Genomic DNA, 22,087 nt, shown 5'->3' with positions numbered 1-22,087 from the left:
GATAATTCCAGCAAACAATTAATTATGCCCCTATAAACAAAGGGACACAGAAACTTTATTGCCCGTTTTCAAAAACTTTTGGACGGCAGTGACTTACCTTATACAAAACCATTTATAAACGTCTTAACTTATCGTTTTAATACATCTAAAAAGCAATAAAACAATTATAGGAATCTCAAGAAACATGACTAATGTCAATGCAAGTTGACTTTATTTAACACATTTTTATTAGGTCTTTTATTCTTTGTGCTGCAGTTTCAGCTGTAATATCCCTTTGTGGGGATCCAAACATTTCATAACCCACCATGAATTTCTTTACAGTAGCACTACGCAACAATGGTGGATAAAAACTCATGTGCCAATGCCAATGACTTTGGTCTTCTCCATTTGTTGGGGCTTGATGTATACCACTTGAATACGGAAACGAAGTATTAAACAATTTATCATAAGCCTTAGTTAAAACCGAAATGGCATCAGCATAAAGTAGAGCTTCTTCATCATTCATATCCAAGATACTCGATTGACGGGTTTTAGGCACAATCATAGCCTCAAACGGCCATACCGCCCAAAATGGAACTAACACCACAAAAGCATCGTTTTGGTAAATGATGCGTTCATTTTTTTCTAATTCCTGCTTCAAATAATCTCCTAACAAACTGCTATTGTTTTTTTTATAGTAGTATAGTTGTTGGGTATTTTTTTTGTCGACTTCATTAGGCAATGTAGACTGACTCCAGATTTGTCCGTGTGGGTGCGGGTTACTACATCCCATTACAGCTCCCTTATTTTCAAATATTTGAACGTAGTTAATTAAATTATTTTCACCAAGCGCTTTATATTCCCTTTGCCACGCAAAAACCACTTTCTGAATTTCACTTGGTGTCATATCAGCCAAACTCTTGGAATGATCTGGACTAAAGCAAACCACTTTACATATACCTTTCTCACTTCTTGCCATTAATAACCCGTCTTCAACAGAAAATGAAGGTGAATCACTTTGTAAAGCCGCAAAATCGTTGGTGAAAATAAAAACGTCTTTATAATTTGGGTTCACTTCACCATTAACCCTTGTATTTCCTGCACATAAATAACACGTTTCATCATAGGTTGGTCGTTTTTCATTTGATATAACCTCATTCTGACCTTGCCATGGACGTTTAGCCCTGTGAGGTGAAACTAAAACCCACTCCCCTGTTAAAATATTGAATCGCTTATGTGAATAATCCTGTAAATCTGTATTTTTCATTTTATTAATATTTTGCAGACTACTTTACAATATGTGTCCCTTCAGATAATTCTATAAAGTAAACCGAACATGCTTTATCGAACTCTTTTTCATAAGCTTTAGATACCACATCTGCAAATGCCCTAGCCTTGGTTTTCTCAACTAGATTAATAGTACATCCACCAAAACCGCCACCCATCATTCTAGCACCCAGAACACTTTTATTTAGTTTTGCCTGTTCAACTAAAAAATCAAGCTCATCACAACTTACTTTATATTGCTTTGATAATCCTTCGTGAGATCTATAAATTAAACTACCAAGTGTCTCTAAATCGTTATCTTCTAAAGCTTTAGATGCCATGATAGCTCTATTATTTTCTTGAATAACATATAAGGCTTTTTGATAGTTTTCCGGCGTTACCTTGTCCTTAACTGTTTCTAAATCAATTACTGTTGCATCCCTTAAGGCCTTAACACCTAATAATTGGGCAATACTTTCACAGGCCGAACGTCTATCGTTATAGGCACTATCAGATAAACTATGTTTTACATTAGTGTTTATTAGCATTAACTGGTGGTCCTTAAAATTAATTTCATAAGGCTTAGATTGTACTGTTCTGCAATCCAATAATAAAGCATGGTCTTTCTTACCAAACATGCTGGCATATTGATCCATAATACCACACTTAACACCTACATAATTATGCTCCGCCTTTTGAGAAATTAAAATCATTTCCTCTTTGGTCAAATTCAAACCAAAAAGCTCATTAAGTCCAAACACTACACTATTTTCTAGTGCTGCCGATGACGACATTCCTGCACCACTTGGTATATCTCCCTTAAAAACGATATTGAAATTACCTACAACCTTATTCCTGTTTTGAATTTCAGCAACAACACCCAGAACATAATTTTCCCAACTACCTTCTTCCTGAGGTTTTAACTTATCCAATTCAAATTCAATATGGCCATCCATATCCAATGCATGTGCAGAAGAATACCCTGATTCGCTTTTTTGAATAGCAGCTGCAATACCCTTATCCACTGCTGCCGGAAAAACAAAGCCTTCATTATAATCTGTATGTTCTCCAATAATATTAATCCTTCCAGGTGAAAAAACAAGTAATGGTTCTATACCAAAGTTTTTTAAATAATTTTCTTTTACATCATTAATTAACTGCTCCTTCATTTTAGTTTGATTTTGTTTGTTATATTATTTTTATAAGCCATTCAATAGTATAAACTTCATTAGGTTTTAAAACCTCTAAGCCCAATTTATTGTTATAACTGTCTGATACACCGGTAGTAGGCTCAATAGCAATGGTATTGGCTTTTGGAGGCGTATATACTTGTAAAAAATTGTTATTCCCCGATGCGTTAAACTGCAGGTCATATTTAGGGGTTTTAAATAATACTTTATCAGAGTTCAAAGCCCAGCAATCATCCAACTGCTTGTTTTCTATTTTTATCGGTAGTTCAGTACTGGTTTTAGTCGTACCTGTGGTGATGTTACGGTCTCCCAAAATAATTTTACATGTACTATCCATAAGTATTTCACTCTCATAAAGATTCTCACTATGAAAATAAGGATGCCAGCCAAGTGTAAACGGAAACGCTTTTGCACTAGTATTTTTAACCGTTACTTTTAAAGCTAACACATCTTTTCTGAACTCATATTTTATTTGAATATTAAATGTATAAGGAAAGCCTTTAGTTTCATTGATTTCATTATATTGAAGTAGTATCGATACACAGTCTGCTTCAGTTTTTGATTCAACGACTTCAAAAGATTTATTGTATACCAATCCATGCAGCGCATTATTTTCTTCTTTCTGATTAGTTTCTAACTTAAAAACCTTTCCTTTAAACATATATTCCCCATCCTTAACCCTATTGGCAAAAGGGAACAAAATGGATGATGCGTAAGTGTCATCATATGTTAATGGTGATAAATCCCGAATAATAGCATGTCCGTTGAGTGTCAATTCTCGAAGGCTTGCCCCTTGATTTAAATATATTTTAGCATACAACCTATTTTTGGCATTTTCTACCTCTATAAAATGTGATACTTTATTATAATTTATCTGGTACATTTAAAAAAGTTATAATGAATTTCTAATAATTAAACTATGGGGGTTTTCAATTCGCACTTGTTCTTTATTAAGTATCATTTCCGCAAGTCGTTTTCCCATAGCATTAAAATCTGTAGATATGGTAGTAATACCTCCTTCAACAATTTCCTTGAGTAAGGTATCATTGTAAGATATAACCCCTACATCCTCAGCCAAAGATAGCTTCTCCTTTTTTAGAGCTTTAATGATATACAACAAACTTTTATCGTCCGGGATAATATATACATCTCCAAGTTTAGGAATATGATTTTTAACTGATTCAATTACTACATTTGAAAAGTTGTGGTCATCACAAAAACGCTGAAATCCCTTTAACATGCCTGCAGGCTGTTTATCTTGTGGAAATACTAATATTAACTTTTCATATTTTTCTATAAGTTGGATCGCTTCTTTAAGATTCTTATAAATTGCTTCTTCAAAATTTTGGTATATGGAAGCATATTCTGTTAAATCATCATGCACCTGATCTAAAATATACACCCTCTCGGCTGGCAAAATTTTAATAACTCCATTAGTATTAAGCAAATTAGCAGGCATAATTACATAGTAACTATACGCTCCTAAATTGTCATAAATAAGTTTGTCGAAAATTGATTTATTAAAATGATGAAAAAATATATCGACATGAACATTATCGGTTAAGTGCTCCAAAAATGAATTATACAAGTCTTCCTTAAACGAATTCAACTCGTCAAACAACAAAAAAATTTTTTGCTGCACTTCTATGTCTTCGCTTGAAACATAATAGCCTTTCCCAACAATGGACTGAATAATACCACGGTTTTTTAATTCATTAAACGCCATTAAAACCGTATCCCTTGACAGTGAATGCTCAGCTTTAACTTTATTTATCGAAGGGATTTTGTCTCCTTTTTTGAGCACACCCGAAGCAATAGCATCTTCAATTGAATCAACAATTTGCTTGTACTTTGCTTTACCAATATTACTCTTAACAGATATCATATTATTAGACAAATATACATATTTTTAAAAAACCTACTACTACCCACTAGTTTGGTTTTTTTAATTGAAATTTCAATTTTAATTTATATATTTGGCTTTCGCATTCATTTTTTATGAATGATTTTAAACAAAAATTATTTATAAACCAATTAAAGATTATACAAACTAAACACCACTAAAAACTATGACAACCGGATTTCACACATGGGATTATATTGTCTTCATCGCTTACGCCATTCTAATTTTAGGCGTAGGCCTATGGGTATCCAGAGACAAGAAAGGGCATCAAAAAAATGCTGAAGATTATTTTTTGGCAAGTAAATCTTTACCCTGGTGGGCCATTGGAGCATCGCTTATTGCCGCCAACATATCTGCCGAACAGTTTATTGGCATGTCCGGTTCTGGTTTTGCCTCGGGCTTGGCCATAGCATCCTATGAATGGATGGCTGCCATTACCCTTATTATAGTCGGTAAATACTTTTTGCCAATCTTTATCGAAAAGGGCCTATACACTATCCCTGAATTTGTTGAAAAACGCTTTTCCACAAACCTAAAAACCATTTTAGCTGTTTTTTGGATTGCATTATACGTATTTGTTAACCTCACAACAGTGCTTTACCTAGGATCTCTTGCCCTTGAGACCATTATAGGTGTCCCTCTAATTTATGGCGTTATTGGTTTGGCTTTATTTGCAGCCGCTTATTCTCTTTATGGTGGTCTATCGGCAGTGGCCTGGACTGATGTTATACAAGTGGTATTTTTGGTTTTAGGTGGACTTGTAACCACTTACCTAGCATTAAACACAGTGTCTGGAGGCGAAGGTGTCCTAGCTGGATTAAATTCCGTTTTTGAGGCAGTTCCTGAAAGATTTGAAATGATACTTGACAAATCTAATCCAGAATACAAGAACTTACCAGGCTTAGGTGTGTTGGTAGGCGGAATGTGGGTTGCCAATTTATATTATTGGGGGTTCAATCAGTATATCATTCAAAGAACTTTAGCTGCCAAGTCCTTAAGAGAGGCCCAAAAGGGTATATTGCTGGCCGCATTTTTGAAACTTATCATACCCCTAATTGTTGTTATCCCTGGAATTGCCGCTTATGTTATTATTAACGATCCTGAATTAATGGCAAGCCTTGGCGAAATTGCAACAAGAAACATCCCATCGTTGGAACAGGCCGATAAAGCTTACCCTTGGTTATTGCAGTTTTTACCAACTGGGCTAAAAGGCGTTGCTTTTGCCGCATTGGCCGCTGCCATTGTATCGTCTTTGGCATCGATGCTTAATTCCACATCCACCATCTTCACCATGGACATTTACAAGCAATACATAAATAAGCATGCAAGTGATAAGGCTACGGTAAATACTGGGCGGATTTCTGCCTTCATTGCTTTGGTCATTGCCTGTGTCATGGCACCCCTTTTAGGCAATCTAGATCAAGCGTTCCAATTTATACAAGAATATACAGGAGTGGTAAGTCCTGGCATTTTAGCGGTATTCCTATTAGGCCTGTTCTGGAAAAAGACCACGAACAAAGCTGCTATTGTTGGTGCCTTGTCCTCAATACCTATCGCTATGTACTTTAAAGTTGCCCCTAAAGGCTGGTCTTCGTCACCGTTCTTTGTTGACGTTCCGTTTATGGACCAAATGGGATATACCTTGTTATTGACCATGTTGGTAATTGCCATTTACAGCTACGTCCAACATAAAGGTGCTGATGATACCAAAGGCATTCCGATTACAAAAGCCCTGTTCAAAACATCACCTTTGTTTAATATAGGCTCATTTGTTGTTATGCTTATACTAACTGTATTATACGCTATGTTTTGGTAAAATTAAACCCTCTCAAAAATTACCTTTAGCCTTATAATCCTTTTATAAGGCTATTTTTTTATCAATTACCATATAATCAAATAACAATAAATTGCTGGCTTTATAGTTATAAAAAAATGAAACGGATAAAATTATTCATAGTATTAATAGCTATTGCTCAACAATACTTCTCTTGTTCTAGTAATGGTGAAGGCCCTGAACCGCAAAAACTGGAATTTCAAGCAATAACTAACATCTCTTACGGCACTGATAGTAACCAAATTTATGACATCTATCTACCTGAAGGACGAACTACAAATACTAAACTAATGATTCTGGTTCATGGAGGCGGTTGGACTTCAGGGGATAAAAGTAGCATGAATTATCTTATTGAATTATATCGTGCCTATTTTCCAGATTTGGCATTGGTAAATATTAATTATAGGCTTTCGGACGAAAATAATCCCCCCTATCCCATGCAAATCAATGATATTACTTTAATCATCAATCAGTTAAAAAATAAAAAAAACGAGTATGTCATCTCAGAAAATTATGGGTTTTTAGGTGTAAGCGCGGGCGGTCATCTATCACTATTATGGAGTTATGCTTTTGACAAGGGTAATAACGTAAATATGGTTTGTAGCATTGTTGGACCAACTAATTTTACCGATCCGGCTTACCTAAATAGTACCAATCCCCAACTGCAGGAACTTTTGGAAATCTATGGAATCAATCCTTCCATAGATTATTTAAAAGAAGTAAGTCCGTTACATCAAGCCACAAAAATGTCACCACCTACAATTTTATTTTACGGGGGACAAGACCCTTTAATTCCCACTTCTCAAGGCACCGATCTGAGAGATAAATTAAATATTTTAAATGTTGTTAATGAGTTTACTTTATATCCTGGAGCTGGGCATGGTTGGGGTGATAATGAAGAAGAATTAGCTTTACTATTGGATACCTGGAACAAAATAAAAAACTTCACCCAAACCTACCTTTAATTAAAAGTATCTTTCTAACCTACAAAACCATTTCTTGAATGCGAACCATCACAAAATGGTTTGTTATTAGAATGTCCACACCTACAAAATGCAGTAGTTTTACGTTTTTCCTCTTTTGTACCGTCTATATTTGTTACCTCTAAGTTCCCATGAACTAATAATGGTCCGTTTGCCATGACCTCAACTTTAACATCTACCTTATTTATAGGGTCTTTAGGTTTGTTATTCAAATAAAAACTTAAGGCTCCAGATGGGCATTGTTTAACCTGGTTTATTATTGTATCTGTATCGGCCGAATCTATTCTTACCCAGGGTCGCAATCTGGGTCTAAACACTTGCGGAAGGCCTTTGGCGCAAATTCCCGAATGCACACACTTTTCAGCTTCCCAAACTACAGTAACTTCACCATTTGTATATTTTCGTTTAACACCCATACCATAAAGTTTAATTAAATATACAAAAAAGTCCTCTTGAAATTAGCAATTTTTGACTGTCTTAACTTAAGTTAGAATTCTTATTTTTGTTAGAAACCGAAAAACATTCCAAATTGTCCAGTTATAAATTAGGTCTCGATTTTGCTTTACATCAAGATCAAAATGACCAATTAAAACCCTATAAAAATCAGTTTCACATTCCTAAAAATTCCAAGGGCAAGGAATTAATTTACATGACTGGAAACTCGCTTGGACTTCAACCTAAACAAACTAAAGCATATGTTGATCAAGAGCTACAGGACTGGGCTAATTTGGGTGTTGAAGGTCATGTTCATGCAAAAAACCCTTGGCTTTCTTACCATGAATTCTTAAATGATAGCATGGCCAAAATTGTTGGCGCCAAACCTATGGAAGTCGTTGTAATGAATACGCTTACTGCTAATTTGCATTTTATGATGGTTTCTTTTTACCAGCCAACAAAAAGACGGTTCAAAATACTTATTGAAAGTGATGCTTTTCCATCAGATAAATATGCTGTAGAATCGCAATTACGACATCATGGCTTTGATGACAAAGAGGGTTTAATACTTTGGAATCCGCGTAAAAATGAAGAACTGCTAAACTATGACGATTTAGAAAGCATTCTTGAAACTCAAGGTAACGAAATAGCACTCATTCTGATTGGCGGTGTTAATTACTATACGGGGCAGTTTTTTGATTTAAAGCGCATTACCCAACTAGGGCATAAATATGGTTGTTTGGTTGGTTTTGATTGTGCACATGGTGCTGGCAATGTAAAACTCAATCTGCATGATTCTGGTGCCGATTTCGCCGTTTGGTGCACTTACAAATACTTAAACTCGGGACCTGGAAGTTTGGGCGGCTGTTTTGTACACAAACGCCATGCTTATCGCAAGGATTTAAATCGTTTTACAGGTTGGTGGAGTCATAACAAGCAAACCCGATTTAACATGCGAAAGGAATTTGATCAATTACCTGGTGCAGAAGGCTGGCAATTAAGCAATCCACCTATCCTATCTATGGCAGCCATAAGGGCGTCTATGGATATGTTTAATGAAGTAGGAATGGAAAAACTTATCAAAAAATCAAAAAAACTAACGGGCTATTTTGAGTTTTTATTAAAGGCATTAGGAGAAGATATTATTAGAATCATAACCCCAGAAAAACCTGAAGAACGGGGTTGCCAATTATCCATTCAAGTTAAGAACGCCGATAAAACATTACATAAAAAATTGACTGAAAGTGGTGTTATAAGCGATTGGCGAGAACCAGATGTGATTCGTTGTGCACCTACACCATTATACAATTCGTTTGAAGATGTTTATCGTTTGGTTGAAAAATTAAAGGCCATTTTAAATGCGTAAACAACAAAACATAATTATTATTGGGGCAGGACTTTGTGGTAGTCTGCTGGCATTGCGTCTAGGACAACGTGGTTACAATGTAACGGTTTACGAAATGCGGCCAGACTTGCGCAAAGTAAATATAAGTGCAGGTCGCTCTATTAACTTGGCCTTTTCAAATCGTGGCAACAAAGCCATGAAACTTGTTGGATTAGAGGATAAGGTAAAAGCACTTTGCATTCCTATGTATGGCCGTATGATCCACGACAGAAATGGAAACACATTTCAATCTAATTATAGTGGACGGAAACATGAGTATATCAACTCTGTGTCTCGTGGCCAACTTAATGCTTTGCTCCTAGATGAGGCGGAGAAACACGAAAATGTTTCGCTTTATTTTAACAAAAAGTGTAAATCCGTAAACTTTCAAAAAATAACAGCCCTATTTAAAGACTACAATACCAATACAGAATTTGAAGAAGATGCCGATGTTATTATTGCAACAGATGGAGCGGGATCCGCTATGCGGAAAAGCTATTTTTTAGGCAAAAAATTCCTGTTCAGTTTCTCGCAGGATTATTTAACCCATGGTTATAAAGAACTAAGTATTTTACCCAATAACGATGGGAGTTATAAAACATTTAAGAATGCACTTCATATTTGGCCACGTGGTAATTTTATGCTCATCGCCCTACCTAATTTGGATGGTAGTTTTACGGTAACTTTATTCTTAAGTTACGATGAAGGAGAATACAATTTTAACAACCTGACCAACGACAAGATCGTTTTGGAATTTTTCAAAAAAGAATTTCCAGATGCCCTTGCTATAATGCCTAATCTACTAAAAGATTTTTTTAAAAATCCAACAGCTGCTTTGGGTACCGTAAAATGTTCACCCTGGCACTATAAGGGCAACACTTTATTAATGGGTGATGCTGCCCATGCTATTGTACCGTTTTATGGGCAAGGTATGAATGCTTCATTTGAAGATGTAGTAGAATTTGATGCTGTTATGAACAAATATGAGCAGAGCTTCTCTGCTGACAAAGCCAACTGGGAAACTGTCTTTACCGAATACGAAAAAACACGAAAAAAAGATACCGACGCCATTGCCGACTTGGCTATAGACAACTTTTATGAGATGCGCAATCATGTTGCCAATACTATGTTCCAAGAAAAGCGTAAATTAGAGATGACTTTAGAAAAGGCATTTCCAAATGAATATTATTCAAAATATGCATTAGTTACATTTAATGAGGATATTGGTTACAGAGAAGCCATGCTAAAAGGTCGCGCTCAGGATAAAGCCATTTTAAAGCTACTTGCAGATGGAAAATTGAATATAAATGATGATTTAAAATCAATATTAAAACAAATAAAACAAGAAACTGAAGCTATTCTAGAAGACGATAGAATAGTGGGCATGAAAAACTAGCTGTATGAAAGACGACACAGTAACACCACGAGGAGCATATCCCCACACTAAACGTGTAGGCAATTTTATATTTGTATCAGGCACAAGCTCTAGACGTCCAGATAATACCATCGCTGGTGTAGAAACCATTGACGGCTTGGGTACCAAGCATCTCAATATAGAAGTACAAACCCGTGAAGTGATAAAAAATATTGAAATGAATTTAACCAAAGAAGGTGCTTCACTAAAAGATGTAGTAGATATTACTTCTTTTTTGGTTAACATGAACGATTTTGCTGGTTATAACAAAGCCTATGCGGAATTTTTTGATGCTGAAACTGGCCCCACCAGAACAACGGTAGCAGTGCACCAATTACCACATCCAGACTTAGTAGTAGAAATTAAGGTTGTGGCATATATTGGAAATTAAATAATAAACTAAATATCATCTATTTTACCATGACTCGATAAAGAACAAGCATGAAAATCCAAAACTTCATAAATGGTCAATTCCATGACCCCATCTTAAACAATTGGTTGGACAATTATTGTCCGGCCAATGGTGAAGTGTATGGACAAACCCCCAATTCTTCGAGAATCGATGTTGAAAATGCGTATATAGCCGCCCAATCGGCTTTTCCAAGTTGGTCACAAACTTCATTTGAGGAACGTAGTAAGATACTTATAAAAATTTCAGAGCTTTTAGAAACCAATTTGCAACGTTTTGCCGAGGCTGAAAGTAAAGACAATGGGAAGCCTGTAAATCTTGCTAAGACAATTGACATCCCAAGGGCGGCAAGTAATTTTAGTTTCTTTGGTAATGCCATTACTCAATTTGCAAGTGAAAGTCACGAGAGTGTAGGGCACCAAGCCATTAACTATACATTAAGGCAACCTCTTGGGGTAGTTGGCTGTATTTCACCTTGGAATCTTCCACTTTACCTCTTTACCTGGAAAATTGCTCCAGCTTTAGCCACAGGCAATTGCGTCATAGCCAAACCTAGTGAGATTACTCCTTTAACAGCTTATCTCTTGGGAGAGTTATGTAATGTAGCTGGACTCCCCTCAGGTGTTTTAAATATCGTTCATGGTTCAGGAGCCACAACTGGACAAGCTATTATTGAACACCCAAATATTAAAGCTATTTCGTTTACTGGCGGTACAAAAACGGGAGCACACATTGCCAAAATTGCAGCTCCCATGTTTAAAAAATTATCCCTGGAATTGGGAGGCAAAAACCCAAACATCATTTTTGCCGACTGTGATTACCATGATATGCTAGATACCACAATACAATCATCATTTAACAATCAAGGTCAAATTTGCTTATGTGGCAGTCGTATTTTTGTACAGTCTTCAATTTATTATAAATTTAAAAATGATTTTGTCCATCGCGTTAAGCAACTTAGAGTTGGCCATCCATCGAAAAAAGACTCCCAAATTGGTGCTTTGGTTTCAAAATCACATTTAGAAAAAGTCTTGCAATATATTAAAATTTCTCAACAAGAAGGTGGCAATATTTTATGTGGTGGTAGTAAAGTAGCGGTCAAAGGTTTTGAAAATGGGTATTACCTTGAACCAACCGTTATTGAAGTGGCAACCAATGCATGTACCATTAACCAAGAAGAAGTATTTGGCCCAGTCGTTACTATGATGCCCTTCAATAGTGAAGATGAAGTGCTACGAATGGCTAATAATGTGAAATATGGTCTTTCGGCCACCATTTGGACGAACGATTTAAAGCGCACCATGCGTTTGAGCGACCAAATTCAAGCTGGCATTGTGTGGGTTAACACATGGATGATGCGGGATTTACGCACGCCTTTTGGTGGCTCCAAAGCAAGTGGCTTAGGACGCGAAGGCGGATTTGAAGTCCTGCGCTTTTTTACAGAACCTAAAAATGTATGTATAAAATATTAATGCGAACTATGCTACTGAACTGCCATACTAAGTTTAAAGAAATGTAGGTAAAATCTAATTATTAATTAAATCAACTCATGAAACAGCCTGAAATAAGTTCAGGAAAACATATTATGAATTTAAACCTAACCAACAAAAACGCCTTGGTTTGCGGAAGCACCCAAGGCATAGGAAAAGCAACAGCCATCGCATTGGCCCGGGAAGGCGCTAATGTTGTACTCGTAGCTAGAAATAGAGAACGTCTAAAAGAAGTATTATCACAATTACCTGAATCTGGAAACCACAGCTATATTGTAGCCGACTTTTCTAACCCAAGGGATCTACAAGAGCAGGTCATTAAATTTATTGAAAAGCATCACGGTTTTCATATTTTGATTAATAATACCGGAGGTCCTAGAAGCGGTGATATTTTAAACGCTAGTTTAGAAGAGTTTGAAAAAGCCTTTACCCTGCATCTTAAGTGTAATCATGTATTGGCGCAGTCTACTATACCGTACATGAAAGAAGCTGGTTTTGGCAGAATTGTTAATGTAATTTCCACTTCGGTTAAAGAACCTATTCCTGGTCTTGGAGTGAGCAATACCATTAGAGGTGCAGTAGGTAATTGGAGTAAAACATTAGCTACTGAACTTGGTCCATATGGCATTACTGTAAACAATGTATTGCCCGGATTTACTGAAACCGAACGTCTTACTGAAATTATAAAAATTAAGGCCGCTAATGAAGATAGGGAATATGAAGATATGGCCGAAATTATGAAAAACTACACCCCCGCAAAGCGATTTGCCAAACCTGAAGAAACAGCCAATGTTATCACGTTTTTAGCAAGTGAAGCGGCAAGTTATGTTAATGGAATTAACATTCCTGTGGATGGTGGTCGCACAAAAAGTTTGTAACTTTATGAATATAAATTCAATCCCATGAACAAATTAGTTTCTCCTTTAAATTTTAAAACTTGGATAGAAGAAAATAGACATCATTTAAAGCCTCCTGTTGGCAACAAAGTGATTTGGAAAGACGCTGACTTTATCGTCATGGTTGTTGGCGGCCCAAACAGCCGTAAAGATTATCACTATAATGAAACACCTGAGTTTTTCTATCAGGTTGAAGGCGATATTGTTTTAAAGGTAATTGATAACGGCACACCCAAAGACGTCCATATCAAGGAAGGTGATATTTACCTGCTACCACCTAAAGTACCTCATTCACCACAGCGAGGGGCCAATACCGTTGGATTGGTAATTGAATACAAACGCCCTGAGGGCATGAAAGATGCGCTCTTATGGTATTGTGAAAATTGCACCACCAAACTATATGAAGAAGATTTTACTTTGGAAAATATTGAAACCGATATGCCAAAGATTTTTGACAATTATTACAGTAATGAACTCAAAAGAACCTGTCCTAATTGTGGTCATGTTATGCAACCGCCTAAAAAAGTTAAAGTTAATTGAAAACAACCCATTGGTAAATACAAAGAAGTATGATAATGCAATCTTTAAACTTTGAAAGGTTGCCATTCCCAGAGTAATAGGGGTCACAACAACAAATAAATGGAAAAACGCAATCTAAGGATCAATGGCCATTCGCACTTACTTCCTTATCCTGAGGAAATACCAGGTTACATGCGTGAAAAGGGCATTTTTTGGGTAGATAAGGATAGGAAATTCATGCTTCAAAAAGATTGGAACCGTCCCATAACTGATTCCAGTTTCTTTTTGAACGAGAAATTAGAGTGGATGGAACGCAACAAAATAGATCATGCCGTAGTACTTAATTTATCACAACTATATGGCAATGGTTTACGTGTTGAAGAAATGAAAACAGCTCTTAGGTTTCAAAATGATTTTAATGCTCGTATACAACATGATTACCCCCGTAAATTCACCTGTGGCTTTGTTGTACACCCAGGTTTTTTAAGAAGCGCATGTTGGGAAATTGAACGTTGTGTAGAATCACTTGGCCTACAATTACTTTGTTTACCTACACACTACATGGATACCATAGGTACTTGGCGGTGCATTTTCGACGAAGAAAATGAACCCATATTCGAGCTAGCTAGCAAATATAACCTTGCTGTTGAAATACACCCATATGATGGCGAAAAATTCATAAAACTGGAAAACACCTCCTGGCGTTTCCACCTTATTTGGATGTTAGCCCAATGTGCAGATGCCTATCATTTTTTAACCCTAAACGGTTACCAAGAAAAGTTCCCCAATATGCGTACCTGCTTTGCCCATGGTGGGCAGTTAGCCCAAATAAATTTAGGGCGTCGCATACAAGGCTTTGATGGTCGTCCCGACCTCTTTGAAGGCAAGCATCACCCAAGAAAAGCTGTTGGACATAAAAACATCTTTTTCGATACATTGGTACACGATACAGGATCTTTAGAGCTCCTTATTAAAAACCAAGGTTCTAAACAAGTATTAATAGGGCTAGACGACCCATACCCTTTAGGTGAAATGGAAAGCGACAAGCAATCATCATATCCCGGAAAAATTTTAGATTTGGCTATTGAAAGAAATATCATTAATGAAACAGAACGTGACGCCATCTGGGAAGACAATGTCATTCAATGGCTTTGTGGTGATGATGAAACTGCAAAAGAAAAGTTATATAATAGAATTTTAAACTAATGCACTTTATACCCGAAGATTTAGATAACTATGTGGTAAACCATTCTGAAGACGAACCAGAATTATTACAGCAACTCAGTCGAGAGACTTATCAAAAAATATTACAGCCCCGAATGTTAAGCGGTCACTACCAAGGGCGGGTACTGAGTATGATTTCTAAATTAATTAACCCAAAAAACATACTGGAAATTGGTACCTATACAGGGTATTCAGCGTTGTGTTTAGCAGAGGGCATGAAATCTAATGGTGAGTTACACACTATCGATATCGATGAAGAATTATTTGATTTTCAACGTAGGTATTTTGATAAATCTACCTATGGAAAGCAAATTTTTCAACATTTAGGTAATGCTTTAGATATTATACCTAAACTTGATATGATTTTCGATTTGGTTTTTATTGATGCAGATAAAGAAAATTATTCAAACTATTTTAATGCTATAATTAATAAGTTAAATACGGGTGGTATTATTTTAAGCGACAATGTACTGTGGAGTGGTAAAGTATTAGACAAAACATTCAAAAAAGATGACACATCTACTCCTGCCCTTATTGAATACAATGCGTTATTAAAAAATGACAAACGTATTGAAACTGTTCTTATACCTATTAGGGACGGATTAACAATTAGCAGAAAAATGTAATAGCCTAATAAGACAATCTTATTAGAACTTGCGTTTCACCGACCCCGTAAAATCTTCTAAATCGTCTTTTACTTTGTCGAGTTCTTTTTTTACATCGGAAGTAATGCTGGTATCTATACCATGATTTTCGGCACTCTTGGTAATTTCATGTTTAATATCATTAGTAGCATCCTTTAGCGTACGCATACCTTTTCCTAAACCACGGGCTATTTCAGGTAACTTATCGGCACCAAAAACCATAATAGCTATAAATAGTATGAAAGCTATTTCTCCACCACTAATAAATAAAAATATTGCTTGTTGTATCACAATACAAATATAGTGAGTTGTTTGTTTAGAAAACAAAAGCCGATTGTAAAAAATCGGCCTTTATAAATAAAACGTTAGTTATCCTTGGATTTTCTTCTTAAACTTATCAAATTGACTTTCTTTTTCTTGTTTTGGCCATGAGTTATTGGACATATCTACATCTGCTGTTTCTAAATCTGGATCTACTACAATATTAGTAATTGCTTTATCCGTTTTAAAAACTTTAGTTACTTCTTTATCATTATAGCGCCATATCTGTGCCGGATATGTTTTTCTTTCTTTTGTACCATCTTCGTATGTCAATTCAACAATTATAGGCATGACAAGTCCACCTGGTTTCTCAAAAGTAACTTCGTAAAAATGATTAGGTGCTTTTTTTAATGCTTCTCTTTCACTGTCTGGTAACATTGCCAAATAATTATTTAAAACCTCAAAATCTGAAACTTCTTTAGCATCACTAGGCACAATGCCTTCTACAGCCTCCGCATAATAAATCAACTGACCTTTATAATCGTCTAGATTCATGTTGTAACGCTCTGCTATCTTCTTAGCATTTTCTGTTGGCTTATCAGTTAAATAATACTGCTTAACTTCTTTTACACCTATATCGGTATAATCAGTAGTATAAAACCACCCTCTCCAAAACCAATCTAGATCCATAGCAGAAGCATCTTCCATAGTTCTAAAAAAATCTGCTGGAGTTGGATGTTTAAACATCCAGCGTTGTGAATAGGTTCTAAAGGCGTAGTCAAACAATTCTGGCCCCATAATAGTTTGTCTTAGCATGTATAATCCAGCGGCAGGTTTTGTGTAAGCATTAGGACCAAATTGATACACATAATCACCTTGTGACATGATGGGTGATAAATAGGATTGATCACCACCCATATATGGCACAATATCTTTTGGCAAATTACCTGTTATAAAATTTGGATCGTAATCCAGCTCGGCCAAGGTTTCCACAAAAGAATTTAACCCCTCATCCATCCAGGTCCATTGACGTTCATCGCTATTTACTATCATAGGGAAAAAGTTATGTCCCACTTCGTGGGTAATAACGCCTATCATACCTCTCTTGGTTCTTTCAGAATAAGTACCATCTGGATTGGGGCGACCAAAGTTAAAACATATCATTGGGTACTCCATCCCCTGTCTTTCAGAGTGTACCGACACAGCCTTACTGTAGGGATAATCGAATGTTAATTTAGAGTACTCTTCCAAAGTATTAGCTACAACTCTAGTAGAATGTTCTTCCCATAAGGGATTACCTTCTTTTGGATACAGAGAAATAGCCATCACCGTTCTCCCATTAATATCTACAGCCATGGCATCCCAAATGTATTTTCTAGAGGATGCAAATGCAAAATCTCTAACTTGATTGGCTTTGAAATGCCAAGTCTTTGTTTTTGTACTACGCCCTTTTTCAGTTTGCTCTGCTTCTTCCTGTGTCACTATAAAAACAGGATCTTTGAATGATTTTTTAGCTATATCAAAACGTTTTTGCTGTTCTTTTGTTAAAACATCTTTTGGATTTTGTAGATCTCCAGTCGCCTCCAAAACATGATCGGCAGGAACAGTAATCTTCACTTCAAAATCACCAAACTCAAGAGCAAATTCACTTCTTCCCCAAAACTGCATATTTTGCCAACCCTCTACATTGTCATAAACACATAACCTTGGGTAAAACTGGGCAATAGTGTAGTTGTTATTTCCATCTGGAAACCTCTCCAAACCAGAACGGCCTCCATCTACATTTATATCGTTGATATTATACCACCATTTTATTTGAAACTTAAAAACGTCACCCGGAGCCAATGGCTTAGATAAGTTAATACGCATCATGGTTTGATTAATTGAGTGAGACAGATTAGAACCATCCTCATTTTTAACATATTCAATATTAAACCCACCATCGAACCGATCTTTTAAATTATCATTTATAAATGATACCGGGCCATTAAATGGATTGTTAAAATTCTCTGAATCAATATCTGGGGTTTTAGAGTCTTTTGCCCTCATATTTTGATCCAACTGAACCCATAAATACTCCAAGTAATCTTTTGAATTGTTATGGTAAGTTATCTTTTCATCTCCATAAACTCTATTGTTTGGTTCGTCCAACATAATGTTCATCACATAATCAACCTTTTGTTGTGTATAGGCATAACCAGGTGCACCTGATGCTGTTCTACTCTCATTTGGAGTTGCCAAAAGGTCTTTCATTTGCCTAAACTTATTTTGGTCGGTATGACCCTGTGGCTTAACTTTTTCCTGCTCTTGGGCAAATACACTAGAAGAAATAATAACAATCGATAACACTAAGTACTTAAATTTTTCCATCAATGAGTTTGGATTATTTATTAAATTATTGTTTTTAAGCTTAAAACATCGCGTTTTTTGCAATTTTTAGCGCCCGAAAATAGTAAAATATGAGCTTCTTCTAATCTTTTTAATTAAACTTTAACATTGCAGAATGGCTCTGTTTAGTGAGGATTACACTTTTTTGGTTGGAATAAATTTTGGTTTTAACAATATTTTGTTGATCCTCAAAAAGATCAAATAACACTTTATTGCTTATTTCAAACGTTTTTATACTATTTATGTTTTCAATTTCAAGATAACAACGCATTATATCCCCATCATATTCTTTACCAATAAAAATAATAGGTCGGTTTTCTCCATTAATCTTTATTTCAACCCTTTCCTTCAAATATTTCTCCAAGTATAGATCTGTTTCCTCAGGCTCATTTTCACCAGCAAGTATAATATCTTCATCGTACCTGCTTCTTAATACATTTTCCATGTCATCAATAAAAACCCTGGATATAATTTGTACAGACTGTTTATTCTCTACATAATTTATTTGAGAAACACTAACATAAAACTTGTGTATTGTTGTATATGCAAAAAAAGGCAACAGTATTAAACCAATAATTGATAGTTTCATAATTGCTTTCCGTATTTTTTTGCTAAAGTAGATATTTTGAATTTTAATTATATAATTTGGTCATTTCAAAAAGCATTCCAAAAAATTCAATAAAAGTCTATTTATTTTAGGGAAAGATGCACTTATACCATTTATTAGAAACAGTTATAGCCTCATTATCATTGCCATAAAAAAAATTACTTTTATCATTATTACTTTAAGTTCTAAAAAAAAAGCAATGAATATTTTAGTAAATATTAAAACACAAACGACTACTAAAACACTATAAAACATTAGGAAGTCTTCATCTTCAAAAACTCTTGACTCTTTTTATAAAGTAATTCTAGAAATTCAAGTTCCTTACCATAATTCAATAAGTTATAGTCAAAATCTGGATGGTCTTCTACAAATCGTATAAATTGTTCCACCCGATGTTTTGGAATATTGAAGTTATCAATTATAAATTCAGACCCAAAATAATATTTAATAGACTGAACAGGAACTTCTGGTACTCCAACCGTTTTTTTATCCTTAACCTGAGCACGAAATAAAGGTAACAATAGTTGATCTACTACATTAATAATGTTAAGACCATTAATCATAGGCCTAACATCTGGATTTTTTAAGGTAATATTATTAACTTTTGAGCTTTGATTGGTCTCAAACTCAAACTCTTCTTTATTTTTTATAGCAAAATAAAGCACATCTAATTTAAGTTTAAATGTTTTTGTATTATTAATGTCTAATTCTAAATTTCCTGTTATACTATTTGAAAAAATAACAACTTCATCTAATTTATTGATTTCTTCGATAAGAAAAATCTTCATAATTTTAGAAGCCAGAATATTCTCGTTAACACGAAAACTTATATTTTGATATTGTAGTGCACTAACCTCTATTAAATCATTTAAGGCGACTGCAAGGGTAAACTCGCCATTAACATCTGTAATAGTCCCTTTATTCGAAGAGGCATTAAAAATGGTAATACCAATAACATCGTTATTTTCAACAACTAATTTACCTATAACTTTTGTTCTCTCAATATCTTGAGCATTAACATAGTAATAGTTAAAAGCAATAAATAGAATTAGTAGTTTTATTTTTCGCATCTTTTTTCTTTAAATTTAGTAATTATAATTTGGATACTTAGACTTGAAGCATCAAAACTTTTAACTCAAAACAATATTAATTAGCTTTACCTAAAATAGTATAATAATGAAACACATTATAATTGCTAGTACCTCAACGTTACATGGTAGTAGTTATTTGGAATATATTTTAAATGATTTAGAAATCCATTTTAAGGCAGACAAAGAACTTTTATTTATCCCATATGCTAGACCTGGAGGCATTTCCCATGACGAATACACGAATAAAACAAATGATGCATTTGCTAAAATAGGGAAATTAGTTAGGGGCATACACACCTTTGAGAATCCTATTGAAGCCATTAAAAATGCCAAAGGTATCTTCACTGGTGGAGGAAATACATTTGTATTGCTAAACCAACTATACAAACACCATCTAATAACTCCACTAAAAAATGTGATTAATAGTGGTACACCCTATTTAGGCACTAGTGCAGGCAGTAATATTTGCGGTTTAAACATTAAAACCACAAATGATATGCCCATTGTATATCCGCCAAGCTTTAGGGCTTTAGGTTTGGTCCCTTTCAATATCAATCCACATTATGAAGACCCTAATCCTGAAAGTAAGCATATGGGAGAAACCCGTGAAACCAGAATACAGGAATTTCACCATTACAATACCAATCCTGTTGTAGGTTTACGTGAAGGAAGTTGGCTAATGGTTAAGGAAAAATCTATTGTGTTAAAAGGTAATTTGAACGCACGCATTTTTGAATTCAATAAGGAACCTTATGAAGTTGAACCGGAAACAGATTTAGCATATTTGAAATAAACTTTCAAACATAAAAAAAGCCCCATATTTCTATGAAACTTCTTGGAGCGGGAGACCGGGTTCGAACCGGCGACATTCAGCTTGGAAGGCTGACGCTCTACCAACTGAGCTACTCCCGCATTATGCCTGCAAATATAAAATCAATTTTATTTTACACAATAAAAACTAAAGCTTTTTTAGAAAATGATAACCCAAAATTTTAAAGCCCTCGTTATAATAAAATTTATGAGAAGCATAATTGGACACATAAGTATTTAATTCTACAACTTCATAACCTTTTTCGCTAACATAATTATAAATCCACTCAAAAAACTGCTTTCCCAAACCATTTCCTCGATAAGCTTCTTCTATGTATACATGATCAGGTTCTACACTCCTCCCCGAATAATGTCTAGTGCAGTACCACAAACCCGAAACGCCTATAGCAACCCCATCTTCTAGTATCACGGCACATTCATAATTCTGGTTCACCATATCAGCAAAGCGCGCTTTTAAAACCTCAACTAAAATACGACCTTGGTTTAGTTTATAAACCAATGGAACAACCAAATCGATTTCTCTTTTTTCTAAAATCTTAAATTGAAACATCGCCTTTAAATTTATGCTTTTCGTATTAACCCTGAACTGATAAAAGTTATTAACACAAAATAAGCTTATTTTTTGCAATTTTAAACAGAATAACACTAGAGTCCATAAAAAAAGCCCTAATTAAAGGGCTTTTAAAAGAGTGACTAGCTCTAAAATAATTATAACTTAAACCGTAAATTATTTTTTCTTATTAGACATAGCATCCTTTAAAATAGCATGGGCTTCTTTTGCCTTATGTATTTCAGCATATTTTAAAGCGGTCATACCTTTATCCGACTTAACTTTTAATTTAGCACCGTTTACTATTAAAAGTTTTAATATTTCTGTTCTGTTAAATTTAGCTGCATACATGGCAGGGGTCATTCCATTGGATTTTTCATTGACATCGGCACCCAAATTAATTAGCTTTCTTACAGTTTCTAGATCACCTTTAGCGATGGAAACACAAAAAGGACTTACTTTAAAAACAGTTGTTTTAGTATAATGATCTAAATTGGTGTTTGGGGATTTGGCGTTTACGTTTACTATTGCAAAACATAATGCCATAGCAGAGATAATGAATGTTTTTTTCATGATGAAAGATTTTAATTTGATTAATGATTCGTTTTTTGATATACTAAAGAGACGACTTTTTTTTCAATCTGTTACACAAAAAACAGAAAATAACACGTTTTTAACGTTTCTTTTACTTTTCTTTAATAGTCCTATTCAATTTATTGAGATTTTAAAAAAATTACAAACACAGCTTATTACAAAGGTTTTCAGAAATATTCTTCCTTATTGTTTGCT

Annotated in this window: 22 protein-coding genes and 1 tRNA gene; 11 read left to right on the top strand and 12 right to left on the bottom strand. The window is 34.9% G+C overall.

The features are described from left to right. Window positions 1-214: 214 nt before the first annotated feature. The 4 genes from K7G79_RS09230 to K7G79_RS09215 are packed head-to-tail and all read right to left on the bottom strand — an operon-like array spanning window position 215 to window position 4,320. Window positions 215-1,246: a UDP-glucose--hexose-1-phosphate uridylyltransferase gene (locus K7G79_RS09230; protein ID WP_223551266.1), complete on the bottom strand. Its 1,032-nt coding sequence runs from the start codon at window positions 1,244-1,246 to the stop codon at window positions 215-217. 19 nt (window positions 1,247-1,265) lie between these two features. Beyond that, entirely contained in the window at window positions 1,266-2,414 is a 1,149-nt protein-coding gene (gene galK / locus K7G79_RS09225) for a galactokinase (RefSeq protein ID WP_223551264.1), read from the bottom strand. Between the two features lie 19 nt (window positions 2,415-2,433). Next, window positions 2,434-3,318, bottom strand: a complete 885-nt coding sequence (locus K7G79_RS09220) for an aldose 1-epimerase (protein WP_223551263.1) — start codon at window positions 3,316-3,318, stop codon at window positions 2,434-2,436. Window positions 3,319-3,327: 9 nt separating this feature from the next. Continuing rightward, on the bottom strand, window positions 3,328-4,320 hold the full coding sequence (locus tag K7G79_RS09215) for a GntR family transcriptional regulator (protein ID WP_223551261.1): 993 nt from the start codon (window positions 4,318-4,320) through the stop codon (window positions 3,328-3,330). A gap of 184 nt (window positions 4,321-4,504) precedes the next feature. Here K7G79_RS09215 and K7G79_RS09210 point away from each other — a divergent pair, with 184 nt between their 5' ends. Both K7G79_RS09210 and K7G79_RS09205 read left to right on the top strand, forming a co-directional pair. Then, window positions 4,505-6,154, top strand: coding sequence for a sodium/sugar symporter (locus tag K7G79_RS09210; RefSeq protein ID WP_223551259.1), 1,650 nt, complete (start codon window positions 4,505-4,507; stop codon window positions 6,152-6,154). A 116-nt stretch (window positions 6,155-6,270) separates the two neighbouring features. Then, window positions 6,271-7,137 carry an alpha/beta hydrolase gene (locus tag K7G79_RS09205; protein ID WP_223551257.1) on the top strand — a complete coding sequence of 289 codons (867 nt, stop codon included), beginning with the start codon at window positions 6,271-6,273 and terminating at the stop codon, window positions 7,135-7,137. 14 nt (window positions 7,138-7,151) lie between these two features. Here the strand turns inward: K7G79_RS09205 and K7G79_RS09200 are convergent, their stop codons facing one another. After that, window positions 7,152-7,571: a (4Fe-4S)-binding protein gene (locus K7G79_RS09200; protein WP_223551255.1), complete on the bottom strand. Its 420-nt coding sequence runs from the start codon at window positions 7,569-7,571 to the stop codon at window positions 7,152-7,154. Between the two features lie 113 nt (window positions 7,572-7,684). Between K7G79_RS09200 and kynU the strand changes: the two genes are divergently transcribed. From kynU to K7G79_RS09160, 8 genes are all read left to right on the top strand, one after another. Then, window positions 7,685-8,956, top strand: a complete 1,272-nt coding sequence (kynU, locus tag K7G79_RS09195; protein WP_223551253.1) for a kynureninase — start codon at window positions 7,685-7,687, stop codon at window positions 8,954-8,956. Beyond that, window positions 8,949-10,370: an NAD(P)/FAD-dependent oxidoreductase gene (locus tag K7G79_RS09190; RefSeq protein ID WP_223551251.1), complete on the top strand. Its 1,422-nt coding sequence runs from the start codon at window positions 8,949-8,951 to the stop codon at window positions 10,368-10,370. Before kynU ends, K7G79_RS09190 begins: the two co-directional genes overlap by 8 nt. A 4-nt stretch (window positions 10,371-10,374) precedes the next feature. After that, complete coding sequence (locus K7G79_RS09185; RefSeq protein WP_223551249.1) at window positions 10,375-10,779, top strand: RidA family protein; 405 nt, start codon at window positions 10,375-10,377, stop codon at window positions 10,777-10,779. Between the two features lie 50 nt (window positions 10,780-10,829). Then, complete coding sequence (locus tag K7G79_RS09180; RefSeq protein ID WP_223551247.1) at window positions 10,830-12,269, top strand: aldehyde dehydrogenase; 1,440 nt, start codon at window positions 10,830-10,832, stop codon at window positions 12,267-12,269. A 113-nt stretch (window positions 12,270-12,382) separates the two neighbouring features. Next, window positions 12,383-13,165 (top strand): SDR family oxidoreductase, encoded by a 783-nt coding sequence (locus K7G79_RS09175; RefSeq protein WP_223551282.1) that lies wholly within the window; start codon window positions 12,383-12,385, stop codon window positions 13,163-13,165. Window positions 13,166-13,189: 24 nt separating this feature from the next. Further along, the gene (locus tag K7G79_RS09170) at window positions 13,190-13,723 is read left to right on the top strand and encodes a 3-hydroxyanthranilate 3,4-dioxygenase (protein ID WP_223551245.1); all 534 of its coding nucleotides are present in this window, start codon (window positions 13,190-13,192) and stop codon (window positions 13,721-13,723) included. Between the two features lie 99 nt (window positions 13,724-13,822). Next, window positions 13,823-14,908 carry an amidohydrolase family protein gene (locus K7G79_RS09165; RefSeq protein WP_223551243.1) on the top strand — a complete coding sequence of 362 codons (1,086 nt, stop codon included), beginning with the start codon at window positions 13,823-13,825 and terminating at the stop codon, window positions 14,906-14,908. Continuing rightward, window positions 14,908-15,552 (top strand): O-methyltransferase, encoded by a 645-nt coding sequence (locus K7G79_RS09160; RefSeq protein ID WP_223551241.1) that lies wholly within the window; start codon window positions 14,908-14,910, stop codon window positions 15,550-15,552. The genes K7G79_RS09165 and K7G79_RS09160 overlap by 1 nt, the downstream gene beginning before the upstream one ends. A 21-nt stretch (window positions 15,553-15,573) precedes the next feature. On the opposite strand, the gene K7G79_RS09155 is transcribed toward K7G79_RS09160, so the two are convergent. From K7G79_RS09155 to K7G79_RS09140, 4 genes are all read right to left on the bottom strand, one after another. Continuing rightward, window positions 15,574-15,861, bottom strand: coding sequence for a twin-arginine translocase TatA/TatE family subunit (locus K7G79_RS09155; protein ID WP_223551239.1), 288 nt, complete (start codon window positions 15,859-15,861; stop codon window positions 15,574-15,576). 78 nt (window positions 15,862-15,939) lie between these two features. Beyond that, complete coding sequence (locus tag K7G79_RS09150; RefSeq protein ID WP_223551237.1) at window positions 15,940-18,201, bottom strand: M1 family metallopeptidase; 2,262 nt, start codon at window positions 18,199-18,201, stop codon at window positions 15,940-15,942. A gap of 109 nt (window positions 18,202-18,310) precedes the next feature. Next, window positions 18,311-18,808: a DUF6702 family protein gene (locus K7G79_RS09145; RefSeq protein WP_223551235.1), complete on the bottom strand. Its 498-nt coding sequence runs from the start codon at window positions 18,806-18,808 to the stop codon at window positions 18,311-18,313. A 272-nt stretch (window positions 18,809-19,080) separates the two neighbouring features. Beyond that, window positions 19,081-19,896 (bottom strand): carboxypeptidase-like regulatory domain-containing protein, encoded by an 816-nt coding sequence (locus tag K7G79_RS09140; protein WP_223551233.1) that lies wholly within the window; start codon window positions 19,894-19,896, stop codon window positions 19,081-19,083. A gap of 106 nt (window positions 19,897-20,002) precedes the next feature. Here K7G79_RS09140 and pepE point away from each other — a divergent pair, with 106 nt between their 5' ends. Beyond that, window positions 20,003-20,710, top strand: a complete 708-nt coding sequence (pepE, locus tag K7G79_RS09135; RefSeq protein WP_223551230.1) for a dipeptidase PepE — start codon at window positions 20,003-20,005, stop codon at window positions 20,708-20,710. A gap of 43 nt (window positions 20,711-20,753) precedes the next feature. Here pepE and K7G79_RS09130 read toward each other — a convergent pair. From K7G79_RS09130 to K7G79_RS09120, 3 genes are all read right to left on the bottom strand, one after another. Beyond that, a tRNA-Gly gene (locus tag K7G79_RS09130) sits at window positions 20,754-20,829 on the bottom strand. A gap of 46 nt (window positions 20,830-20,875) precedes the next feature. Next, complete coding sequence (locus tag K7G79_RS09125; RefSeq protein ID WP_223551228.1) at window positions 20,876-21,298, bottom strand: GNAT family N-acetyltransferase; 423 nt, start codon at window positions 21,296-21,298, stop codon at window positions 20,876-20,878. Between the two features lie 177 nt (window positions 21,299-21,475). Continuing rightward, window positions 21,476-21,871, bottom strand: coding sequence for an ankyrin repeat domain-containing protein (locus K7G79_RS09120; RefSeq protein WP_223551226.1), 396 nt, complete (start codon window positions 21,869-21,871; stop codon window positions 21,476-21,478). Window positions 21,872-22,087 lie beyond the last annotated feature (216 nt).

The sequence above is a fragment of the Aestuariivivens sp. NBU2969 genome, assembly GCF_019931125.1.
Lineage (GTDB): Bacteria > Bacteroidota > Bacteroidia > Flavobacteriales > Flavobacteriaceae > Aestuariivivens > Aestuariivivens marinum.
The sequence above is the reverse complement of the archived record's forward strand: the minus strand, read 5'-3'. Positions and strand labels throughout refer to the sequence as shown.

Bases quoted from the DNA above. Each gene is read 5' to 3' on its own strand.
- K7G79_RS09125 (WP_223551228.1), bottom strand. From the start codon at position 21,298: ATGTTTCAATTTAAGATTTTAGAAAAAAGAGAAATCGATTTGGTTGTT.
- K7G79_RS09140 (WP_223551233.1), bottom strand. From the start codon at position 19,896: ATGCGAAAAATAAAACTACTAATTCTATTTATTGCTTTTAACTATTAC.
- K7G79_RS09145 (WP_223551235.1), bottom strand. From the start codon at position 18,808: ATGAAACTATCAATTATTGGTTTAATACTGTTGCCTTTTTTTGCATAT.
- K7G79_RS09170 (WP_223551245.1), top strand. From the start codon at position 13,190: ATGAACAAATTAGTTTCTCCTTTAAATTTTAAAACTTGGATAGAAGAA.
- K7G79_RS09165 (WP_223551243.1), top strand. From the start codon at position 13,823: ATGGAAAAACGCAATCTAAGGATCAATGGCCATTCGCACTTACTTCCT.
- K7G79_RS09210 (WP_223551259.1), top strand. From the start codon at position 4,505: ATGACAACCGGATTTCACACATGGGATTATATTGTCTTCATCGCTTAC.
- K7G79_RS09120 (WP_223551226.1), bottom strand. From the start codon at position 21,871: ATGAAAAAAACATTCATTATCTCTGCTATGGCATTATGTTTTGCAATA.
- galK (WP_223551264.1), bottom strand. From the start codon at position 2,414: ATGAAGGAGCAGTTAATTAATGATGTAAAAGAAAATTATTTAAAAAAC.
- K7G79_RS09220 (WP_223551263.1), bottom strand. From the start codon at position 3,318: ATGTACCAGATAAATTATAATAAAGTATCACATTTTATAGAGGTAGAA.
- K7G79_RS09185 (WP_223551249.1), top strand. From the start codon at position 10,375: ATGAAAGACGACACAGTAACACCACGAGGAGCATATCCCCACACTAAA.
- K7G79_RS09230 (WP_223551266.1), bottom strand. From the start codon at position 1,246: ATGAAAAATACAGATTTACAGGATTATTCACATAAGCGATTCAATATT.
- K7G79_RS09190 (WP_223551251.1), top strand. From the start codon at position 8,949: ATGCGTAAACAACAAAACATAATTATTATTGGGGCAGGACTTTGTGGT.
- K7G79_RS09175 (WP_223551282.1), top strand. From the start codon at position 12,383: ATGAATTTAAACCTAACCAACAAAAACGCCTTGGTTTGCGGAAGCACC.
- K7G79_RS09180 (WP_223551247.1), top strand. From the start codon at position 10,830: ATGAAAATCCAAAACTTCATAAATGGTCAATTCCATGACCCCATCTTA.
- pepE (WP_223551230.1), top strand. From the start codon at position 20,003: ATGAAACACATTATAATTGCTAGTACCTCAACGTTACATGGTAGTAGT.
- K7G79_RS09150 (WP_223551237.1), bottom strand. From the start codon at position 18,201: ATGGAAAAATTTAAGTACTTAGTGTTATCGATTGTTATTATTTCTTCT.
- K7G79_RS09205 (WP_223551257.1), top strand. From the start codon at position 6,271: ATGAAACGGATAAAATTATTCATAGTATTAATAGCTATTGCTCAACAA.
- K7G79_RS09160 (WP_223551241.1), top strand. From the start codon at position 14,908: ATGCACTTTATACCCGAAGATTTAGATAACTATGTGGTAAACCATTCT.
- K7G79_RS09200 (WP_223551255.1), bottom strand. From the start codon at position 7,571: ATGGGTGTTAAACGAAAATATACAAATGGTGAAGTTACTGTAGTTTGG.
- K7G79_RS09215 (WP_223551261.1), bottom strand. From the start codon at position 4,320: ATGATATCTGTTAAGAGTAATATTGGTAAAGCAAAGTACAAGCAAATT.